The sequence below is a fragment of the Litorilituus sediminis genome, from assembly GCF_004295665.1.
GTDB classification, from domain to species: domain Bacteria; phylum Pseudomonadota; class Gammaproteobacteria; order Enterobacterales; family Alteromonadaceae; genus Colwellia; species Colwellia sediminis.
Map to the genome: position 1 here is coordinate 3,524,578 of NZ_CP034759.1, position 19,274 is coordinate 3,543,851.

At 38.4% G+C, this 19,274-nt stretch carries 20 protein-coding genes; 12 read left to right on the forward strand and 8 right to left on the reverse strand.

Features of this window, described 5'->3' with window-relative positions; all coding sequences use genetic code 11:
• Window positions 1–14 precede the first annotated feature (14 nt).
• The 5 genes from EMK97_RS15620 to EMK97_RS15640 all read left to right on the forward strand — a co-directional run bounded on the left by EMK97_RS15620 (window position 15) and on the right by EMK97_RS15640 (window position 6,318).
• Window positions 15–2,198, forward strand: coding sequence for a type I secretion system permease/ATPase (locus tag EMK97_RS15620; RefSeq protein WP_130603719.1), 2,184 nt, complete (start codon window positions 15–17; stop codon window positions 2,196–2,198).
• On the forward strand, window positions 2,198–3,589 hold the full coding sequence (locus EMK97_RS15625) for an HlyD family type I secretion periplasmic adaptor subunit (RefSeq protein WP_130603720.1): 1,392 nt from the start codon (window positions 2,198–2,200) through the stop codon (window positions 3,587–3,589). The genes EMK97_RS15620 and EMK97_RS15625 overlap by 1 nt, the downstream gene beginning before the upstream one ends.
• A 25-nt stretch (window positions 3,590–3,614) precedes the next feature.
• The gene (locus EMK97_RS15630; RefSeq protein ID WP_130603721.1) at window positions 3,615–4,940 is read left to right on the forward strand and encodes a TolC family outer membrane protein; all 1,326 of its coding nucleotides are present in this window, start codon (window positions 3,615–3,617) and stop codon (window positions 4,938–4,940) included.
• Window positions 4,940–5,548 carry an OmpA family protein gene (locus EMK97_RS15635; protein ID WP_130603722.1) on the forward strand — a complete coding sequence of 203 codons (609 nt, stop codon included), beginning with the start codon at window positions 4,940–4,942 and terminating at the stop codon, window positions 5,546–5,548. The genes EMK97_RS15630 and EMK97_RS15635 overlap by 1 nt, the downstream gene beginning before the upstream one ends.
• Before the next feature lie 119 nt (window positions 5,549–5,667).
• Complete coding sequence (locus tag EMK97_RS15640; RefSeq protein ID WP_130604516.1) at window positions 5,668–6,318, forward strand: transglutaminase-like cysteine peptidase; 651 nt, start codon at window positions 5,668–5,670, stop codon at window positions 6,316–6,318.
• Between the two features lie 15 nt (window positions 6,319–6,333).
• Here EMK97_RS15640 and EMK97_RS15645 read toward each other — a convergent pair whose 3' ends face one another.
• On the reverse strand, window positions 6,334–8,286 hold the full coding sequence (locus tag EMK97_RS15645) for a bifunctional diguanylate cyclase/phosphodiesterase (RefSeq protein ID WP_170176783.1): 1,953 nt from the start codon (window positions 8,284–8,286) through the stop codon (window positions 6,334–6,336).
• Window positions 8,287–8,542: 256 nt separating this feature from the next.
• On the opposite strand from EMK97_RS15645, the gene EMK97_RS15650 reads away from it, so the two are divergent.
• The 5 genes from EMK97_RS15650 to EMK97_RS15670 all read left to right on the forward strand — a co-directional run bounded on the left by EMK97_RS15650 (window position 8,543) and on the right by EMK97_RS15670 (window position 11,755).
• Entirely contained in the window at window positions 8,543–8,980 is a 438-nt protein-coding gene (locus tag EMK97_RS15650) for a hemerythrin domain-containing protein (protein ID WP_130603724.1), read from the forward strand.
• A 20-nt stretch (window positions 8,981–9,000) separates the two neighbouring features.
• Window positions 9,001–9,276 (forward strand): DUF2249 domain-containing protein, encoded by a 276-nt coding sequence (locus EMK97_RS15655; RefSeq protein WP_130603725.1) that lies wholly within the window; start codon window positions 9,001–9,003, stop codon window positions 9,274–9,276.
• On the forward strand, window positions 9,276–10,580 hold the full coding sequence (locus EMK97_RS15660) for a hypothetical protein (protein ID WP_130603726.1): 1,305 nt from the start codon (window positions 9,276–9,278) through the stop codon (window positions 10,578–10,580). The genes EMK97_RS15655 and EMK97_RS15660 overlap by 1 nt, the downstream gene beginning before the upstream one ends.
• Before the next feature lie 44 nt (window positions 10,581–10,624).
• Window positions 10,625–11,281: a fumarylacetoacetate hydrolase family protein gene (locus EMK97_RS15665; RefSeq protein WP_130603727.1), complete on the forward strand. Its 657-nt coding sequence runs from the start codon at window positions 10,625–10,627 to the stop codon at window positions 11,279–11,281.
• A gap of 87 nt (window positions 11,282–11,368) precedes the next feature.
• Window positions 11,369–11,755 (forward strand): YacL family protein, encoded by a 387-nt coding sequence (locus tag EMK97_RS15670; RefSeq protein WP_130603728.1) that lies wholly within the window; start codon window positions 11,369–11,371, stop codon window positions 11,753–11,755.
• Between the two features lie 18 nt (window positions 11,756–11,773).
• On the opposite strand, the gene EMK97_RS15675 is transcribed toward EMK97_RS15670, so the two are convergent.
• The 7 genes from EMK97_RS15675 to EMK97_RS15700 all read right to left on the reverse strand — a co-directional run bounded on the left by EMK97_RS15675 (window position 11,774) and on the right by EMK97_RS15700 (window position 17,190).
• Window positions 11,774–12,613 carry an HDOD domain-containing protein gene (locus EMK97_RS15675; RefSeq protein WP_130603729.1) on the reverse strand — a complete coding sequence of 280 codons (840 nt, stop codon included), beginning with the start codon at window positions 12,611–12,613 and terminating at the stop codon, window positions 11,774–11,776.
• Window positions 12,614–12,695: 82 nt separating this feature from the next.
• Window positions 12,696–12,869: a hypothetical protein gene (locus tag EMK97_RS19065; protein ID WP_170176784.1), complete on the reverse strand. Its 174-nt coding sequence runs from the start codon at window positions 12,867–12,869 to the stop codon at window positions 12,696–12,698.
• Complete coding sequence (locus tag EMK97_RS15680; RefSeq protein WP_130603730.1) at window positions 12,866–14,128, reverse strand: AmpG family muropeptide MFS transporter; 1,263 nt, start codon at window positions 14,126–14,128, stop codon at window positions 12,866–12,868. Before EMK97_RS15680 ends, EMK97_RS19065 begins: the two co-directional genes overlap by 4 nt.
• A gap of 80 nt (window positions 14,129–14,208) precedes the next feature.
• The gene (locus EMK97_RS15685; RefSeq protein WP_130603731.1) at window positions 14,209–14,538 is read right to left on the reverse strand and encodes a hypothetical protein; all 330 of its coding nucleotides are present in this window, start codon (window positions 14,536–14,538) and stop codon (window positions 14,209–14,211) included.
• A gap of 284 nt (window positions 14,539–14,822) precedes the next feature.
• The gene (locus EMK97_RS15690) at window positions 14,823–15,419 is read right to left on the reverse strand and encodes a peptidylprolyl isomerase (protein ID WP_130603732.1); all 597 of its coding nucleotides are present in this window, start codon (window positions 15,417–15,419) and stop codon (window positions 14,823–14,825) included.
• Window positions 15,420–15,435: 16 nt separating this feature from the next.
• The gene (locus EMK97_RS15695; protein ID WP_130603733.1) at window positions 15,436–15,996 is read right to left on the reverse strand and encodes a YajG family lipoprotein; all 561 of its coding nucleotides are present in this window, start codon (window positions 15,994–15,996) and stop codon (window positions 15,436–15,438) included.
• Between the two features lie 21 nt (window positions 15,997–16,017).
• Window positions 16,018–17,190, reverse strand: coding sequence for a methyltransferase (locus tag EMK97_RS15700; RefSeq protein ID WP_130603734.1), 1,173 nt, complete (start codon window positions 17,188–17,190; stop codon window positions 16,018–16,020).
• A 182-nt stretch (window positions 17,191–17,372) separates the two neighbouring features.
• On the opposite strand from EMK97_RS15700, the gene bolA reads away from it, so the two are divergent.
• Both bolA and fabV read left to right on the forward strand, forming a co-directional pair.
• Complete coding sequence (gene bolA / locus EMK97_RS15705) at window positions 17,373–17,687, forward strand: transcriptional regulator BolA (RefSeq protein WP_130603735.1); 315 nt, start codon at window positions 17,373–17,375, stop codon at window positions 17,685–17,687.
• A gap of 363 nt (window positions 17,688–18,050) precedes the next feature.
• A complete protein-coding gene (gene fabV / locus EMK97_RS15710) occupies window positions 18,051–19,241 on the forward strand; it encodes an enoyl-ACP reductase FabV (protein ID WP_130603736.1) in 1,191 nt (396 codons plus the stop codon).
• Window positions 19,242–19,274 lie beyond the last annotated feature (33 nt).

The window sequence follows — 19,274 nt, forward strand, 5'->3', positions numbered from 1 at the left end:
TAAAAGAATAATTAATGAATCATAATCAAAGTAATTTGGCGCAAGATTTGGAACAGCAAATTCGCCACAAAGACCCTTTATTGGGTTGTTTAGTTTTCTTGTCTAAATTTTATGGTAAGCCTTTCTCAGCAGATGCTATGAGTAGTGGTTTGCCTCTGGAAAATGGTAAGTTAACGCCAGAGTTAATGCCTAGGGCTGCGTTACGTGGCGGCATGGAGAGCAAGCTAGAAAAGAAGGCGCTTGCTGAATTACCTAAGTTATTGTTACCTTGCGTATTATTACTTAAAGATGGTAGAGCTTGTGTGCTGCTATCTTATGTTAAAGATGAAGATGAGCCGTCAAACCCTGCCAAAGAAAAGCTGCAAATAGTTTGGCCTGAACTACCATCGAGTCACGATATCATTGATAAAGAAGTACTCGAACAAGAGTATTCTGGTTATTGCTTTTACGTACGTAAACGCTATCGTTTTGATGAGCGCTCAAAGCAGACCTTAAAAACAACCAATGAGCATTGGTTTTGGAGTACGCTACGTCGTTCAACCCCTATCTATAAAGATGTCTTACTCGCAGTTCTCTTTATTAATTTGTTTGCAGTGGCATCCCCACTTTTTGTTATGAATGTTTATGACAGGGTAGTGCCCAACCAAGCGTTAGATACCTTATGGGTATTAGCCATCGGCATGTTTATTTTACTGCTCTTTGATTTTGTTTTAAAAGAGGTGCGAGCCCACTTACTTGAAATAGCAGCGAAAAAGTCTGATTTGCTGTTATCTTCACGGATTTTTGAAAAAGTACTCAATTTAAATTTAAGCTATAAACCTGCTTCAGTAGGTGCTTTTGCTAAACAAGTACAAGAGTTTGAATCCATAAGGGAATTTATCACTTCTGCTACCATTGCCGCGATTCTTGATGTGCCTTTCTCGCTGATCTTTATGATTATTATCGCGATTGTCGCCGGGCCTTTAGCTTGGGTGCCAGTATTCTTGGTTATTTTAATGTTGATTTTTTCTTTTTGGATGAAGAATAAAATTAAGTTTGAAGTTGAGCAAGGCAGCCGTTACTCAGTACAAAAGAATGCTCATCTGGTTGAGTCTTTACAAGGGGTTGAGACTATTAAACAAACTGGTGCTGAGAGTCAGTTTCAATCTAAGTGGGAGCAGCTTGTTGGTCATATAGCTAATTGGAACATTAAGGTGAAAAAGTATGCAACGTCGGTTGGTACTTTTAATAGCCTGTTAACGCAAGCTTCAACAGTCTTTATTGTTATTTTAGGTGTTTATCAAATTAGTGAAGGTAACATCAGTATGGGAGCTCTGATCGCTGCGGTTATGTTAAGTGGTCGAGCCTTAGCGCCATTTTCACAAGTGGCTTTACTTATTACCCGATATAACCAAGCAAAATCTGCCTTAGTTACCTTAGATGAAATAATGAAATTACCGGCAGAGAATATGGATCGCTACCTTCATAGGAACCATTTTGACGGTGATATTACTTTTGATAATGTTACCTTTGCTTACCCAAATACTGAAGTGCCAGCCATTGCCAATGTTAGCTTTTCAATAAAAGCGGGAGAAAAAGTCGCCATTATTGGCCGAATTGGTGCAGGTAAAACCTCTATTGAAAAGCTATTGATGAACTTTTATCAGCCGAATGAAGGGGCAATAAGAGTTGATGGTATAGACATCAAGCAAATTAGCCCGGCTGATTTACGTCAGAAAATTGGTTGTTTAGCGCAAGATGTTAATTTATTTTATGGCTCAATTCGAGACAACATTACTTTAGGTGTACCGCATGTTGATGATGAACATATTATGCGTGCAGCCAAAGTTGCTGGGGTGAGTCAGTTTACTGATGGCAGCCCAGAAGGGCTAGATAAACAAGTTGGTGAGCGCGGACAAAACTTGTCCGGCGGTCAACGTCAAGCCGTGGCATTGGCTCGAGCGCTATTGTTTAATCCACCCATGTTAATTTTGGATGAGCCAACCAGCAATATGGATAACTACTCAGAGGCCCAAGTGAAAAAGCAATTGGCGGCAATTACCAAGAGTAAAACCTTTTTGTTAATTACCCATAAGGCGAGCATGTTATCTTTAGTCGATAGAGTGCTTGTTATGGAAAAAGGGCGCTTAGTTGCCGATGGGCCAACAGATAAAGTATTAGCGGCATTAAAGAGTGGTCAAATTAAGGCGAGTTTGTAGTGAAAAAGTCAGCAGATTTAGATTTAAATTATATTGACGATATTAATGCAGCTTTACTAACGGCTGCTCCATATAGATCTCGTCTAGTCCTTTATATTGTTTGTGGCTTTTGCTTTAGTTTTCTTTTGTGGGCAGGTTTTGCCTCATTAGACGAAGTAACGGTAGGTGATGGTAAAGTGATACCTTCTTCACAAGTGCAAATTGTGCAGAACTTAGAAGGGGGCATTTTAGCCGAGATTTTTGTTAAAGAAGGCCAGCAAGTTAAGAAAAATCAAGAGCTGTTACGCTTAGATGATACAAGATTTTTAGCCGACTTTAGGGAAAAGCAACAAGAGGCGATGTTACTTAAAGCGATGTCGGCACGTTTACGAGCTGAGCTTGCCAGTGTGCAGTGGTCGGCTGACTTTAACGGAGCTAACTGGAAAGAACAATTTCAAATAATAGAACAAGCGCTAGATATCTCATCTGAAGATCAGGCGAAGTACCCGAGGATTTACCGTACTGCGGTTGCTGGTTTTAAAGCCAATGTCAGTAATTTGTCACAACAAATTAAGGTAATGAATCATCAAATTGAACAAAAAGAGCAAGAAATTGACTCTATAGAGTCTCGATTAACGCATGTCAGTACCAGTTATGAACTGGGCTTGGAAGAGTTAAAATTAACTGAACCATTAGCCAAAAAAGGCGTGATATCGCCAGTAGAATTTTTAAAGCTTAAAAGGCAAATAAATCAGCTTCAGCAAGAGGTTGAGGAGGCAAGGCTAGCCCTGCCTAGAAGTAAAACTGCCTTGCGTGAGGCAATTGGTAAGCGTCAAGAATTGGTTAGTCAATACCAAAAAGATACCCAGGAAACTTTAACTAAGGTGCAAGCGCAGCTAGCACAGTTATCGGAAAAGCAGGTTAATTTAAAAGATAAAGTGGCGAGAACCTCGGTATTATCACCTGTATCTGGCACAATAAAAACCATTAATATCAATACTCAAGGTGGTGTTATTCAGCCGGGGATGGATTTATTAGAAATTGTCCCTAATGAAGATCAGCTATTAATTGAGGCTAAAGTATCACCTAGAGATATTGCTTTTTTAAGACCCGGCTTAAATGCTGTTGTACGCTTTAGTGCTTATGATTTTGCCATTTATGGTGGCTTAGATGGCACTTTAGAACATATTAGTGCGGACTCAATTGAAGATGAAGAGGGTAATAGTTATTACCTAATAAGAGTACGCACTAAAGAAAACTTTTTAAAGAGTAAAAAGGATAAAGATAAAAACCTCCCAATTATTCCAGGAATGACTGCCACAGTGGATGTAATGACAGGCAAAAAAACCGTTTTAGAATATTTATTAAAGCCTATCCTAAGAGCGCATAACAGCGCTTTACGGGAAAGGTAATAATGTAAACCAAAAGAGAACTGTAATGACCACGAGAAAAACCAATAAGGTTTTAAGCGCATTTATTTTACTTGGCACAGTGTTTAGCCATAACACTTTTGCTCAATCGTTAGAGCAAGCTGTTGAGGCTACTTTGATAACTGAGCCTCAAATAGCGGAAGCTTTCCACTTGTATAGAGCAAACTTACAAGATGTAAGAGTGGCACAAAGCGGCTATTTACCTACGGTAGACCTACAAGCAGGTTATGGTTATGAGTTAACGAATAGCCCGACAACCCGTATTGTTGGTGATGATAAAAGAGAGCTAGATCGTGGTGAATTGTCGGTATCAATTAGGCAAAAGCTATTTGATGGTTTTGCCGTTATGGATAACGTTGAAAGAACCCGTTTTGAAGCAACTGCGTCACAGTATGCTCTATTTGGATTAGCGCAAGAGCGGGCACTGAAAGTGGCAGAAGTGTACTTAAAGGTGATGGAAACTCAGAAGATTCTGGAGTTATCAGAACGAAATTTTGATAAACACCAAAGAGTATATGAACAAATTAAAGATCGCGTCGAACAAGGCTTAGGCTCAAGTGCTGACTTATCACAAATTGAAGGCAGATTAGCCAGAGCTCGAGTGAATGTTATTTCTTCTGAACACAACCTATTAGATGCAGAAAGTCGCTTTATCGAAGTTGTTGATAAAGCGCCTAAAGATTTAGTCTGGCCGGTATCTGATAACGCACTGTTGCCAAAAACATTGGACGAGGCATTAACCATAGCTAGGCGTGATCATCCTATCCTGTTATCTGCATACAGTGATGTAAAAGCAGCAGAGCAGCAGTTGGAATTAAGTAATAGCAATTATTACCCAAAACTGAGTTTAGAATTAGGCGCCTCGCACAACAATAATATCGACGGTACTCGTGGTTACAATGAAGATATAACAGCGATGTTGAGAATGCGTTATAACCTATACTCAGGTGGCTCAGATAGCGCCAATAAGTTAAAGGCGGCCTATCAGAAAGAACAAAGCAAAGATATTTATGCGCAATCAATGCGCCAAGTTATTCAAACCACTAAGCTGTCATGGCGTGCAGAGGAGTATTTGAAAAAGCAGTTTCCACTATTACAATTGCACGTTGACTCAGCAAAGGCGGCTCAAGGCATATATGAAGAGCAGTTTTTCTTAGGTAAGCGTAGTTTGCTTGATTTACTTGATACCAGTAATGAGTTGTTTGAAGCACGCAAAACTTATACCTCGGTTGAACATTCACAGTTGTTCGCTCAGTTTCGTATTTTAGCGGCTACAGGGCGTTTACTCGACGCGTTAAGAGTTGATAAGCCTAAGCAGTGGAGTGAGAAGTAATGATGAATCGTTTTTTTAAGCTAAGCTTAGCCAGCTTGTTGGCTATTTTTGTCTTGTCTGGTTGTGCGCAAAAAGACCTTAGTTATCACCTAGAAGAGAACCCTGGATTAGCTGATGATGACAATGACGGCGTTATCAATATGCGAGACTTATGTCCTGAGACGGTCAAGGGCGCAGAAATTAATAATGATGGCTGTGGCGAAGTTCGTACTTACGTTGTTTCAGTTAATCTACAACTACTGTTTGATAATAACTCTTCTGAGATTAAGGCGAGCTATTTGCCTGAGTTAGCAAGCTTTGCTCATGCGATTAAGCAAAGTAATGACATAAAAGTGGAATTAGAAGGTCATGCTAGTGCGATTGGTCGAGCTGAGTATAACCTAGCATTATCACAAAGACGCGCAAACAGCGTGATGAATACCTTAATAGCAGAGTACGGCGTTGATAAAACAAAGCTTTCGGCGGTTGCTTTCGGGGAAAGTAAGCTGGTTGCTAAGGGAAGTGATGAAACCGATCACAGCCTAAATCGTCGTGTTGTTGCTCATATTGAAATAAATAAACAAGAAGATTTATTACGCTGGAACATTTATAGTACAGAAAATAACTAACATGCTATGTGGCAACTAATATAACCGAATTGCTATAACTCAACGCGAGGTTATTAAGTTGCCATTTTACCTAAGGTAACTGCCTTTTTATGGTTAAACTTCCCGCTAAACTAGCTTTTATGTTGGTGTTGATGATTATCTTGCCGTTATTGGCAGTGAATCAACACAACAAGCTAGACTGGGATAAGCTGGAAGTAAAACTTATCAACAAATACGGCGATAAAGCTGGTCTTAGATTAAGGGCATGGCAAAAAGTCCTTAATGATGACTCGCTTGTTACCGATCTTGATAAACTCTCTCGTGTTAACCGCTTTTTCAATTTACTGAACTTTGTTGATGATGCACCTTTGTGGGGGCAAAAAGATTACTGGGCGACGCCGTTGGAGTTTTTAGGTGCTAATGCGGGTGATTGTGAAGATTTTAGTATTGCCAAGTACTTTAGTTTACTGTCAATGGGCGTAAATGAAGACAAGATGCGCATTACGTATGTAAAGGCGCTTAGCCTTAATCAATACCATATGGTATTGGCATACTACCCTAAGCCTAATGCTGTACCTTTAATACTTGATAATATTAAAGGAGAAATACTCCCCGCGGATCAACGAAAAGACTTAATCCCTATTTACAGTTTTAACGGTGAAAGCCTGTGGTTAAGTAAAGCGAAAGGGCAAGGTAAGCTAGCGGGTAAGTCGAGCCGTTTAAAAAGCTGGAATAAGTTAAGAGCGCGCTTTAATAGTACAGAGCTTAAAACGCCGCTCTTTATTCCTTAATCTCAATTTAATGCATCAATTTAATGCTTCAGGTGCTTGAATAAACTGACCTTGAGCAGCATCACAGTCTAATTCTTTGACGATATTTAAGGTATTTTCATTTTCAATATGACAGGCCACTACTTTTATGCCCAAGCCATGACATATCTGGTTTACAGCTTGAATAAAGTGCTTGTTGTCGCTATTTGCCTCAATATCACGAATGTAGCTACCATCAATTTTAATGTAATCAAGATCTAAGCCATTGATATATTTAAATGATGTGAAGCTAGTACCGAATCGCTCGATACAAATACCAATATTTAGTGCTTTAAAGCTGTGAATGTGTTTGCTTGCTTGCGTAATATTTTTAAGTAAGGCAGACTCGTTGATTTCAAAGTAGATTTGTTCTTGGCAATGCTTATTGTTATTGATAAAACCTGTTAACCATTGGCAAAAGCTAGTGCTTAATAAAGACTGCTGGCTTAAGTTAATGGCTATTGGGCTGCTCATATCATCTTTTACTAGATTGGCGGCCGCTGTAATAAGTTTTTTATCGAGCTGCTCTGTTAGCTTTAAGCGCTCAGCCATGGCAAATAGCTGATTGTTTGGGATGACTTCATTGTCATAATAAAACTTAGCTAATAATTCATTATATAAAGGCTTTTGCTTATTGATAGCGGTTTTATCATGCTGACATTGATGCACAGGCTGACTGAGAAAAGCGATATGGCCATTTTGAATAAGATCATTAATGAGCGTTTTCCACTGCTGTAAACCTAACGATAAGCCCTTATTGTCGGCAATACTGGCAAGCTCCGCATGCTGTTGAGGTGCTTTTTCCGTTAACAGGGTGTCTAGGTTCATCAGTAGTTTTTTTACTGAATCTGACTTGTTATAGGAGGTGGAAACCAATTTAGCAAAACCATTAGGGTAATCATCACCTTCTTTTTGCTTAAAGGCTTCTAAAAGTCTTTGTATATCTTGCTGACACAGGGCAAATGGTTGCGCAATTGCAATAATAAAGCTACCGCCGTTAATACGATAAAAACTAAAGTCGCTTACGTCTTTAAAGCTTTCCTGAACCAGGTTAACCATATTATTCACATATAAGTCACCCGCTTGGTAACCTCGACTTTGGTTAACACCTTGTAATGACGGTAATTCAACTAAAGCGATAGTGCCAATTAAGGCCTCGTCACTTTCTTCTAAATGGCTGGTAAATTGATTATCAAAAGCGCGTCTGTTGCCAAGGCCAGTTAAGGTGTCTAAATAGGCTTCTTTGGTAAATTTTTCTGCTTGCCCTGTCAGTGAATTAAAGTTCTTTTGTACATTTTCAACCATAGAGTTTAAGGCGTTAACGACAACGTTTAGCTCACGGGTAAAAGACTGCTTAGGGTTGATGGTAAATTGCTTTTTACTTACCGCAATGGCCTGTTTTTCTACTAAAGATAATGGCTTAAGTACTGCGTTTAAGATGAAGTAAGCCAACACTAAACTAATCACTAAGATAAAAGCAAAGGCGATAAATGCTTTGCTGGCATATTGCCATAATTGATAATAAGAAACACCGGCATGGCTAGTCACTGTGAGTTTAGCGGCGATGCGCCATCCGGTATTAATTTGGCTCTCTTTACTTGGTGGCGTCAACTTAAACATGTTGATAAACCAATTAGGTACCGTTTCTATTGTACTGGGTGCCTCTCTTGTCAAAATAACGCTGTTATCATCAGTGCTTGTTAGCGTCATGGCGGCATAGTAGCCGGAATCAAAAATAGCTGACACCATAGTTTCGACAATAATGATATCGTCACTGGCAAGGTATGGCGCAATGGAAAGCCCTAAGCTGGTGGCTGTATCTTGAGCATGGCTGCTCATTTGTTCATTTAAATATTCTTTGGTGTGATCAACACTGACTAGCAAGGCGCCAATAAAAGATAGCATTCCTAGAAAAATAACTAAGCCATAAATTTGGGTTTTTAAACTCAAACCTTTCACTTTGCTTAAGGGCATAAATCAGAACCTTGTTACCACACTGAATTAACGATGATTTTTTATTCTACCTTCAGTTTGCTCATATGTGTATCACTTTGCATAAATGAGCTAGTTTTTGTTAGCAAATATCGCTTTATTATTTTAGGTCAAAACTAAGTTTGCTTGCTTTTCTTATAATTTTCTTACTTTGTATTTATCGGCGTAATACCAATTACTTCACTTGGTATAACTGCCAAGTTTAGGGAATTTTATGACTTCTATACCTGAATATATGACAGCTAAGCATAGAGAGTGTGATGATGTTTTTACTGAAGCAGAAAGTGCTGTAGCTGCAGAAGATTGGTCACTTGCTTTAGTTAAGTGGCAAGCGTTTGCAAAAGAATTGCATGAGCACCTTAGCCAAGAAGAAGAGCTGTTATTTCCACAGTTTGAGCAAGCAACCGGAATGACGGCAGGGCCAACGCAAGTGATGCGCATGGAACATCAACAAATGCGTGCCTTAGTGCAAGATCTTGATAATGCTTTAGCTGCTAAGGCAAAAGATGAGTATTTAGGTTTATCAGAAACCTTGATGGTAATGATGCAACAGCATAATATGAAAGAAGAAATGATGCTTTATCCTATGATGCAGCAACATTTAAGTAATGCTGAGCAATTGCTTGAAAAAATTAGCGTGAGCGTTGCATAAAAAGTGTTTTAGGAGTTTCTATGATTGATTTTGTGCAAATTGATGTTAGCGACTTACCTCCGCCAGAGCCGATGACGGCTATTCTAAAGTCATTGGCTCAATTAGCGCCTGAGCAGTGTTTGCAAGTAAAACACAGTAGGCAGCCGTTTCCATTATATGAGAAATTAGGGCAAGCAAATTGGCAATATCATTGTCAGCAAATCGAAAATAATCATATTTTGCTTTATATTTTCAAGCCTTGTTTGCAACAAGTTATGGACAAGTTTATTTTAAAGCAATGTCAGAGTAAGGATTGATGAACCTGTCTTCTCTGTCATTTAATGCACTACCACCAATAGACTTACCTTTTCGATTTTTCTTTACCGCGCCTATTTTTATTATCATCTCAGCATTGATTATGCTGAGCTTTGGTGAATCATTGTGGTTGAGTCGTTGGACGCCGAGTATGCTCAGTATTACTCATGGTTTTACCTTAGGTTTTATTACGTCGGTAATGATGGGGGCGTTGCTGCAATTATTACCAGTAATAGGCGGTGTTGGTATTAGTAAACCTAGGCTAGTTGCTAGCTTTTGTCATCTTTTTCACTGTCTGGGTACGCTGGCCTTAATGGCAGCATTTCTACATTATGGCGCTTGGTTATATAGTGTTGCTGCTATTTGTTTATCATTAAGCTTTGCCGTTTATATATTTGCACTGTGTGCAGTATTGTTAAAAAAGTTAAGCCAAGGTCACATTATTATTGGCATTCGTTTGGCTGTAGCTGCGTTACTTGCCCTAGTGATTATGGGGCTTTTGCTAATTTCTCGCTATTTAGAACTGCCTTTTTACTTTATTAGTGGTGATAAGTTTTTTACTAATATACATGCAGTACTCGGCTTAGGGGCATGGGCTAGTTTGCTACTTATGTCGGTAAGCTTTCAGGTGGTGCCTATGTTTCATGTTGCCCCTAACTTTCCTACTTGGTTTACTAAGAGTTTGCCTTGGCTATTTTTGTTATCAATATTATTGCTTTTTTATCAGTATGACTTTGCTCTTTATCTTTTGATGATTTTACATGCCCTGTTTGCACTCTGTTTATTGTATGTTTTGGGCAAACGTAAGCGCAAGGTCGCTGATACTAGCATTCAATATTGGCAATTTAGCGCGATAATCTTGTTATTAATAAGCTGTTTATATTTTATCTCTGAACTAGAAATATCGTCAGCCTTGCTAAATGTGCTGGTGCTTAAGAAAACCATGCTGTTAACCGCGTTGTTTATCTTTGGTTTTTTGGTTTCTGTTATTCAGGGTATGCTATTAAAAATATTGCCCTTTTTAAGTTACACTCATTTGCAACAACGCTGCTTAATTGACTTTAATGCCATGCAGTTTATTCCGCATATGCATGAATTTTTGCATAAGCGACATGGGAGTTGGCTATTTTATCTTCATATACTTTCATGTTTGGCTCTCGTTAGCGCGATACTGTCACCAAGTGTTTATTGGCTGTTTGCCTGTAGTTTACTGGTAGAGTTTTTATGGTTGCTTTTTATTATGATAAAAACCATGCGCCTTTATTTTGCCGTAGATAAAAAAATTAGCTTGTCCTGTCAACGTTAGCTGGTAGGATCTTATTGTTTTTTGGCAGATAAAAAAGGCACACCATGCAAGCTATATCATTGTTATCTTCTTCGTCAGCGCAAGCTCAGCGTATTGAGCCCTCTAAGGTTATTTGTATTGGTCGCAATTATGTTGAGCACATACATGAGCTAGCGAATGAGATTCCCGATGAAATGGTGGTTTTTCTCAAGCCTAATTCAGCGATTTCATCTCGCTTATCAGCACAGCATTTAAACGAAGCTTTGCATTATGAAGCAGAGTTATGCTTTTTATATCAGCAAGGTAAGTTTAGTGCAGTTGCCCTTGGGTTAGATTTAACCAAGCGCGCAACACAGTCTAATTTAAAGAAAAAAGGTTTACCTTGGGAACGTGCTAAAGCATTTAATGGTTCGGCAGTGTTTAGCCAGTTTGTCTCTATTGAAAATTTAACTGGTGAGCAACTTAAAGGGCTTAGCTTATCACTCTCTATTAATGGTGAGTTAAAACAACACGGCGGCGTTGAGCTAATGATGTATAAGCCAGAGGATATTTTAGCCCAGCTGCAAACATTTCTTCACCTAGAAGATGGCGATATAGTGATGACGGGCACACCAAAAGGAGTCGGCGTTGTCAATGTGTCTGATAGCTTTTCTGGACAAGTACTCGTTGAAGCGAATAATAGCAAGCAAACATTGCTCAATGTTGAGTGGTTAGCTCAGTAATTTTATTTTTAACTTGGTGGTGAAATTAACCATATTTGAATGCAGTTTTGCTACACTTAGGTAAGACAAGTACTGCTTGGAAAGACGATGGAATATGAATTTATACATGATGCAGTAACGGGGCAGGCAAGGGCGCAATTTTCGCTGGAACATCAAGTGATAGGTCCGTGGATTGAAACCGAAGTAGGTCATAGTTGTGATAAATTGGCGCAATTACTCACGGCAATAGATCAAGTTGAAAAAGGTCAGCAAGCGGAAATTTTAATTACAGGTCAAGAATACTCTGTAGCAATTAATCATGAAGATATTGCCATTCAAACTAATGCCAGCTTAAATGGCGCAGATCCTTTGCCTGATATGTTTACCTCAGAGCATATAAATATTGATCAAAATGAGGTGGCAGGCTGTGGTTTAGATGACTTTAGGCAACTGTTACTTTCATGGGCAAAATTTACCAATAACCTTCACTTTTAGCGCTCTGAGAAAGTTTCGTTAGATTTTTTGCTGCATATCACTAATTAAGGTATCAAGCCCTGATTCTTTAATTCCTAAGGTATAAAGGACATTATCTTGAACAAATGCCCAGTCTGCTGAAGGCACTTCGTGGTATTTTAGGTGCACAATATGTTCTGCTAATTTAAGGATTGCGTAGTAGTCTTGTAGGTCAGAGTTATCTAATCTATCCAAAAAGTACCTGTCGTGGTGTTGCAAAATAATTTGGCAGATATCTTTAGGCAAACGCCAAGAGCTCGCGACATAATAGCCAATAACCGCGTGATTAGCTTTGTAGTTATTTTCTTCTAAATCAATCAATGATGTTTCAGGTGCAGTGATAGCGCTATCTAACGTTGCTTGGTAATTGCTATATTTCATCGCCATAACGGGCACGCCACAGTCATGAAATAAACCTAAACTAAATAACTTATCCGCAGCTAAATTACTTTTAAATTGTCGACCTAATAACACCGTAATAGTCGATACATCAGTAGACATTTGCCAAAACGGCTCTAATTCAATGCTACAGCTTTTAGGGTCAAAGCTTTTTTTAATAAGGCTACCGGTAACTAGCATAATAATGCCGTATAAACCTATGTAGTTTACTGACATTTGGATATCAGTTACCGTTCTACTTAAACCATATAAAGGTGAGTTTATCGCTTTTAAAATTGCGGCACTAACGGCAACATCCTGACTTATTGTGTGGGCAATTTCTTTTATATCTGGCTCATGCTCAGCCATCAATTTTAAAAGTTTAAGGAGCAATTTTGGCTGTGCGGGAACGGAAAAGCCTTTACTGATATCATCTAATACTGATTGGTCAACAATTAACATAGGAAAAAGTCATCACAATTTAAATTAAAGCCATGGGAGTTTAACAATATTTAATCAATTTTTGTATATTTGTATAAAATTGCTAATAGTTTGTCACCCATATCATTAAGGCAAAAAAGCCTATAATAATGGTATTAAAGGCTAATATATAAAGGTAGCCTTTAAGCCCTTGCTTAGCGGTATAGCCTCGCTGGTTTAAGTACCACCACCAAATCGCGCACATTAGAATGGGTAATAAAAAGAATAATCTGATCATGCGTGTTGCTCTATAGGTTTATTGTCTTTAGGTTCATGCCAAGGGGCTACCTTTAATAACATTAGCATACCTGGGACAGCCAGTGCTGTGCAAAGAAAGTAGAAATTAGTCCAACCAATTTGTTCAACAATTACCCCTGTTGTTGCGTTAGCAAAGGTTCGTGGTAATGCCGTTAATGCGGTAAATAGCGCAAATTGTGTTGCTGCAAAGGCTGGGTTAGTTGTTCGGGCAATAAACGCGGTAAAAGCAGCTGTACCTAAACCAACACCTAAGTATTCAAATCCCATGGCAAGTGCTAACGCATAAGTGTTATGACCAACTTCTGCTAACGCAGCGAAACCTAAAATACTGACGATTTGTACTAAGCCAAATAACCAGAGTGCGCGATTGATGCTGAGTTTAATCATCACTATGCCGCCTACTGCTAAACCTATGGTCATGGCAACAAGTGATGATGTTTTAGCTACTACACCTATTTCTGTTTTACTAAAGCCCATATCAATAAAAAATGGTGTTTGCAGTGCTGTTGCCATACTGTCACCAAGCTTATAAAGAAACAGAAACATTAATATATAAGCAGAGGTTTTAAAGCCATTGCTTTGAATGAAATCTCTAAAAGGTAGTACTACTGCTTCTTGCAATGATTTTGGTGCAGCATGTTCAGTTTCAATTTCACGAATAAACAAGGTCAGTAAAATACCGAATATCATAAATGCGGCGACTATCATGTAAACAGATTGCCAACTTATATGATCTGCTAGAATAAAGGCGAGTGAGCCAGGTACTAGGCCGGATAACCGATAAGCTTGCACATGAATGGAATTACCTAAGCCAAGTTCATTGTCAGGTAGTAGTTCTCGTCGGTAGGCATCAAGGACAATATCTTGGCTGGCACTAAAAAAGGCGACGGCCGCTGCTAAATAGGCAACTGACCAAATATCTTCTAGAGGATTGATGTATCCAAAACAAGCGATACCAACTAAGAGTAGTATTTGCGTACTAAGCATCCAACTTCGCCTTCTGCCGAAACCATCAAATGAATAGCGATCCATTAGTGGAGACCACAGAAATTTCCACACGTAAGGAATACCTATAAGGGAAAATAGTCCTATCTCGGTTAGACTTACCCCTTCAGAGCGAAGCCAGCCTGGTACAAGCTGGTATAAAACAAATAGCGGTAAACCAGAACTAAAGCCGGTGAAAATACAAATAAGCATGCGCTTATTGAAAATAGCTTGTTTAAACGAGGTAGTTGGCATTGAGGCTATTTGCTTTGAGTTAGAGAGTTAGGCATTAGCTTATCAAAGACTTAGCACCACCAGAAGTCCCAAAATAAAATTTAGGCAATAGGTCGCCAACCAATACAGTCAATTGGATAACTACCCGTTCCTTTGAAAAAGTCTAAACAAGTATTCATTTCACTTTTAAAGAAAAGGTCTTGTGTTAATGCTTTTGCGCCATGTAAGCTCACTTCGTGCATTAAGTGCCAAAAAACTCTTTCTTGTGCAGAGTGTGGTGTTTCATCACTTACTTTTAATAAGGTCCACTCTGCCATAGTGTCTAAAATAAATTGATCTAATTCTGTGTAATGTAATTCTTCATTAATGACAGCGCTAACATATGCGTGCATTTGCGTAATTTTGCTATTGATAAACTGCTCAATTATCATGAAGTCCCCTAGGATGCTCCCTGCTTCCTGATAAACGTTTTCCTTATGTCCTGATGTATAAAAATGATCGAATCATTTGATGAAATTAGCGATGAAAAAGTCTTTATTCTTATCGAGTTAAAATTGTTTTAATCTAAATTATCAGTTTGAAAATACTTATCGATTGCTACTTTAATTTATTATAGAAAAAGCACTATTTGTCAAAAAATAATCCGCTTATTTTGTCACTTAAATGTAAATTATTTAGATTTAAGGACTTTTAGTTGCGCTACATCATGCTTTTATTATTGCGCAGGCAATAAGGTTGCTTTAATCAATATTATCGGCTCAAGGGGAACATCTTCCCAACCAAGCGCTTCATTATAATCCGTTTTAACTTTAGCCATGGCTTCTAAGACTTCTTCTCCCTCAATAATTGCGCCAAATACCGCATAGCCCCAACGTTTTCCTGGATTTAAGCTGGTATTGTCGGCAACATTAAAGAAAAATTGACGATTGGCTGTGTGTGGGCGACTCTCTTTGGCCATGGCAATAGTGCCTATGTCATTCTTTAAGCCGTTACCAGATTCATTAATGATATCGTCATTGGTTTTCTTGGCAATAAAGTCTTTATCATAGCCACCACCTTGTACAACAAAGTCTTCAACAATACGATGGAAGATGGTGTTGTTATATTCACCGGTTACCACGTAGGTGAGAAAGTTATCTACGGTAATAGGCGCTTTAACTCGGTCAAGCTCGACAATAATAGTACCCATGGAAGTTTCTAGTTTAACTTGTGGGTAAATATTGGTGGGGTCAATGGCTTTGTTTTGTCCGAAGCTTTGAAAACTAACGCTTAGCACACACAGTAATATGGCTGAAAAGATTGCTTGTTTCATAATTTTCTCCCTAAAGTTATAAAAATGCTTTGATATCTTTGCTTTGCATGACTTGCTGTAAAAGGGTGTTTAAGTTTTGGTTAAAGTCTCTTTCAAGTACAGCTATATCAGCTTTAAGAGCGCCTTCACTATTTGCTCGACTTTTGAAGGTGTTTGTTAGGGTTTGACTGCCATTATTAATACGCACCTGTAAAATAATTTCACTTTGTGTGTTGTAGCTCATGGTCGCTTGTTCAACGCTAATAATGGCTTTTTCTATACTAATATCGATTTGATTATTAGCTAAGTTGCTAAATGTTAAGCCTTGTTTTTGCCAATTATCTTGTAACGTATTTTCAATAATTTTTTCTAGGCGCTCTGAAGAAGATAGAATTGTTGCGGCTTCACCTGGTTTAAGGATTTGTACAATATGATTGCTTGTACGCATATCGGTTACTTTGAGTTGGGCACTTTTGTCAGCATAAAGGTTACTGGCTGCTACTTGAAGATCAGGTGCCACGATCAGATGAGTTGGTGCTGAAGAGCAGGCGCTTAAAGTTGCGGCTAAACACAGGGAGTAAATAAAGTTACGCTTCATAATACTAGTCTCGAATATTTGTTATCGTTTAATAGCAGATTGAGTGACAAATTTGTCGTTGCTGGCAATGAGTTTAACATTACCAAAAATTCTTTTTAATTTGATGTGATAGCCTAGTTGGCGGTTACCTATGATCCTTAACTCGCCGCCTTTTTTTAATACCCGAAAGCTATCATTGAACATTTGCCAAGCAATATGGTCTGTTGTTGCCGTTTGCTGATGAAACGGCGGGTTACAGAGAATTAAATCAGCACTATTGCTGTCTACACCCGCTAAACAATCATTGAGCTGAAACTGACATTGCTCAGTGAGCTGCGGCAAATTATGTGTAATATTGGTTTGAGCAGAGTTGATCGCCATATAAGACTCATCAAAAAAGCGAACTTTGGCGCTAGGCTGTTGTGCTAATACGTGTAAGCCGATGACGCCGTTGCCACAACCTAAATCAATCACTTGGCTATTTTCTTTAACCTTAGGTAGGTTTTCAATAAAGTAGCGTGCGCCAATATCAAGCTTTTCTCTAGAATAAACATTGGCATGATTAGCTATGCTAAAAGTTGAATCGCCATCTTGATAGGGGTTGTTAATTTGCCAAAGGGTTGGGAACGGTGATTGTTGTCGCTGTTTGTTGTTGAGCTGACAAAAAACTAAACGCGCTTTTTTTACCGCTAATGATGTTGTCGTTGTTCCTAAGTACTTTTCAAATATTTTTAATGTTGAGCTATGTATTTCTTTGGCGCGATCTGCAGCAATAAAGACAGTGTCACTGGTTACAGAGTTTTTAATCTTGATGAGTTGCTCAGTAAGTAAAGACTTACTTTTAGGGATTTTATATAGAATAACGTTAATGCTTTCAGGAAGCGCTGCTAAGCTATCTAGCAAGGTAATATTACTGGCATCAAGATTGTTTTGCGCTAAGTTATTGAGCATGCCCTGTTGACTGATATAAGAGTCTGAAATGCTATAAACTTGACCGTTAAAATCATCACTTGTGCAAAAGTTACAACTTAACGCACCAAAGCTGTCGTTAAAAATTGCCAGGTTAGTATTATTCGTGATGAGTTGCTGTTCATTTATATAGTTTATGAGATATTCATCTGCGGCATCCCAAGCCTGCAAACTTCTGTTGACTTGCGCCACAGGAAATCGTGAAAGGAAGAGGTTTTTATCTTTGATTATAAATGGGCTGATCATAAAACATAGCTGTAAAAAATTTTATGCTATTGTGCCATATTAATAACTTGATAGGGCACTTGGCAGACAAAATTCTACATTTTTTCTTATCGCTATTCGCTTTTCTAGCAGAGTTTTTTCTGATAGAAAAATTTTAATGCGCTAGAATTAGCCTTGATAAAGATTTTGTTTAGAGAACCCTAATGACTATTAAAGCCATCATTGAGCAGAAGCTGCTTTCTGCATTTTCCCCTACCTTTTTAGACGTTGTTAATGAAAGTCATCAACATAATGTGCCACCTGGCAGTGAGTCACACTTTAAGGTGATTATTGTTGCTAAAGATTTTGAAGGTGAACGTTTAATAAAACGTCATCGCGCTGTTAATGCTATTTTAGCACAAGAGTTATCAGATAATATTCATGCCTTGGCATTACACACTTATACAGAAAAGGAGTGGCGTGATTATTACGCCGATAATACGCCATTATCGCCAAATTGTTTAGGTGGTGGTAAGTAACCTAAGCTCGGCTTAATAAATAGCTCTCTAGCAGCTATTTTTGCTTACTTCGGCGTTAAATTTACTTGCAATAGACTGGCTATTGACGCGAAATTTGCCTTGAATTAAGTAAAACTATCAAGCTAGAGAGTACATGTTTTTATAACTTTTTATATTTCAATATGTTAATTTATCTCTTAAACCGAGTTCAGATTAAGTAAGGTGTGCTAGTGATTGCCTGTTATATCAATATTTTTTACACTTTGTTAATTGATATAATCAACTGCTCGTACCTCTTTGGTGTAAAAGCAAGGTAAACTAGCAGCAATTTTTTTATTCTCTAGCCAAACTGTTAACTTGGCGCCAAAAATAAAAGGTTTTCTTATGGTTATTAAGCCAAAAATTCGTGGTTTTATTTGTACAAATGCACACCCTGTCGGTTGTGAAGCTCATGTGAATGAGCAAATCTCTTATGTAAAAGCGCAAACGTTTACACAAGATGGTCCTAAAAATGTGTTGGTTATTGGTTCTTCAACTGGCTACGGTTTAGCATCTCGCATTACCGCAGCATTTGGTCATAACGCTAAAACCTTAGGTATTTTCTTTGAAAAGCCACCAACAGAAAAGAAAACAGCCAGCGCTGGTTGGTATAACACAGCAGCATTTCAAAAAGCTGCCGATGAAGCGGGTGTTTACGCTAAAAATATTAACGGTGATGCTTTCTCTCATGAAGTAAAAGCACAAGCTATTGAAGCCATTAAAGCTGACATGGGTAAAATTGATTTAGTAGTTTACTCACTAGCTTCACCACGCAGAACTGATCCTGATACGGGTGAAGTTTACTCTTCAACGTTAAAGCCTATTGGCCAGAGCGTAACCACTAAAAACTTAAACACTTCTAAGCGTGTTATTGATGAAGTATCTGTTGAAGCAGCTAATGAAGCTGAAATTCAAGGTACTATTGATGTTATGGGTGGCGCTGATTGGGAATTATGGATGAACGCCCTTAAAGATGCCGATGTGTTAGCGGATGGTGTGAAAACTGTTGCTTATACTTATATAGGTAAAGAGTTAACTTGGCCAATTTATGGTAAAGCGACTATCGGTAAAGCAAAAGAAGATTTAGACAGAGCAGCTAATGCGATTAACCAAGCAACAGCTGCGCTTAATGGCCAAGCTCGTGTTACGTCACTTAATGCGGTTGTTACTCAAGCCAGTTCAGCGATTCCAATTATGCCACTATACATTTCAGCTATGTTTAAAGTGATGAAAGCTGATGGCACTTATGAAGGTTGTATTGAGCAAATCGCGAATTTATTTATTGAAAATATTTATGGCGATTCTCCGCGCATTGATGAGCAAGGACGTTTTCGTCAAAACTATAAAGAGCTTGAAGATAGCGTACAGCAACGTGTGACTGAGATTTGGAACACCGTTGATACCGATACCATTGATGAGCTAACAGACTATGTTGGTTATCATAGAGAGTTTTTAAAGTTATTCGGCTTTGATGTTGATGGTGTTGATTACGATGCCGATGTAACGCCGTTAGCTGAAATTAACAACTTACTTTAAGTTTTAATCAATCAGATTTATAAACCTGAAAGC

Coding starts and splice junctions, on each gene's coding strand:
- EMK97_RS15620 (WP_130603719.1), top strand. CDS start 15: ATGAATCATAATCAAAGTAATTTGGCGCAAGATTTGGAACAGCAAATT.
- EMK97_RS15630 (WP_130603721.1), top strand. CDS start 3,615: ATGACCACGAGAAAAACCAATAAGGTTTTAAGCGCATTTATTTTACTT.
- EMK97_RS15635 (WP_130603722.1), top strand. CDS start 4,940: ATGATGAATCGTTTTTTTAAGCTAAGCTTAGCCAGCTTGTTGGCTATT.
- EMK97_RS15640 (WP_130604516.1), top strand. CDS start 5,668: ATGTTGGTGTTGATGATTATCTTGCCGTTATTGGCAGTGAATCAACAC.
- EMK97_RS15650 (WP_130603724.1), top strand. CDS start 8,543: ATGACTTCTATACCTGAATATATGACAGCTAAGCATAGAGAGTGTGAT.
- EMK97_RS15655 (WP_130603725.1), top strand. CDS start 9,001: ATGATTGATTTTGTGCAAATTGATGTTAGCGACTTACCTCCGCCAGAG.
- EMK97_RS15660 (WP_130603726.1), top strand. CDS start 9,276: ATGAACCTGTCTTCTCTGTCATTTAATGCACTACCACCAATAGACTTA.
- EMK97_RS15665 (WP_130603727.1), top strand. CDS start 10,625: ATGCAAGCTATATCATTGTTATCTTCTTCGTCAGCGCAAGCTCAGCGT.
- EMK97_RS15670 (WP_130603728.1), top strand. CDS start 11,369: ATGGAATATGAATTTATACATGATGCAGTAACGGGGCAGGCAAGGGCG.
- EMK97_RS15675 (WP_130603729.1), bottom strand. CDS start 12,613: ATGTTAATTGTTGACCAATCAGTATTAGATGATATCAGTAAAGGCTTT.
- EMK97_RS19065 (WP_170176784.1), bottom strand. CDS start 12,869: ATGATCAGATTATTCTTTTTATTACCCATTCTAATGTGCGCGATTTGG.
- EMK97_RS15680 (WP_130603730.1), bottom strand. CDS start 14,128: ATGCCAACTACCTCGTTTAAACAAGCTATTTTCAATAAGCGCATGCTT.
- EMK97_RS15685 (WP_130603731.1), bottom strand. CDS start 14,538: ATGATAATTGAGCAGTTTATCAATAGCAAAATTACGCAAATGCACGCA.
- EMK97_RS15690 (WP_130603732.1), bottom strand. CDS start 15,419: ATGAAACAAGCAATCTTTTCAGCCATATTACTGTGTGTGCTAAGCGTT.
- EMK97_RS15695 (WP_130603733.1), bottom strand. CDS start 15,996: ATGAAGCGTAACTTTATTTACTCCCTGTGTTTAGCCGCAACTTTAAGC.
- EMK97_RS15700 (WP_130603734.1), bottom strand. CDS start 17,190: ATGATCAGCCCATTTATAATCAAAGATAAAAACCTCTTCCTTTCACGA.
- bolA (WP_130603735.1), top strand. CDS start 17,373: ATGACTATTAAAGCCATCATTGAGCAGAAGCTGCTTTCTGCATTTTCC.
- fabV (WP_130603736.1), top strand. CDS start 18,051: ATGGTTATTAAGCCAAAAATTCGTGGTTTTATTTGTACAAATGCACAC.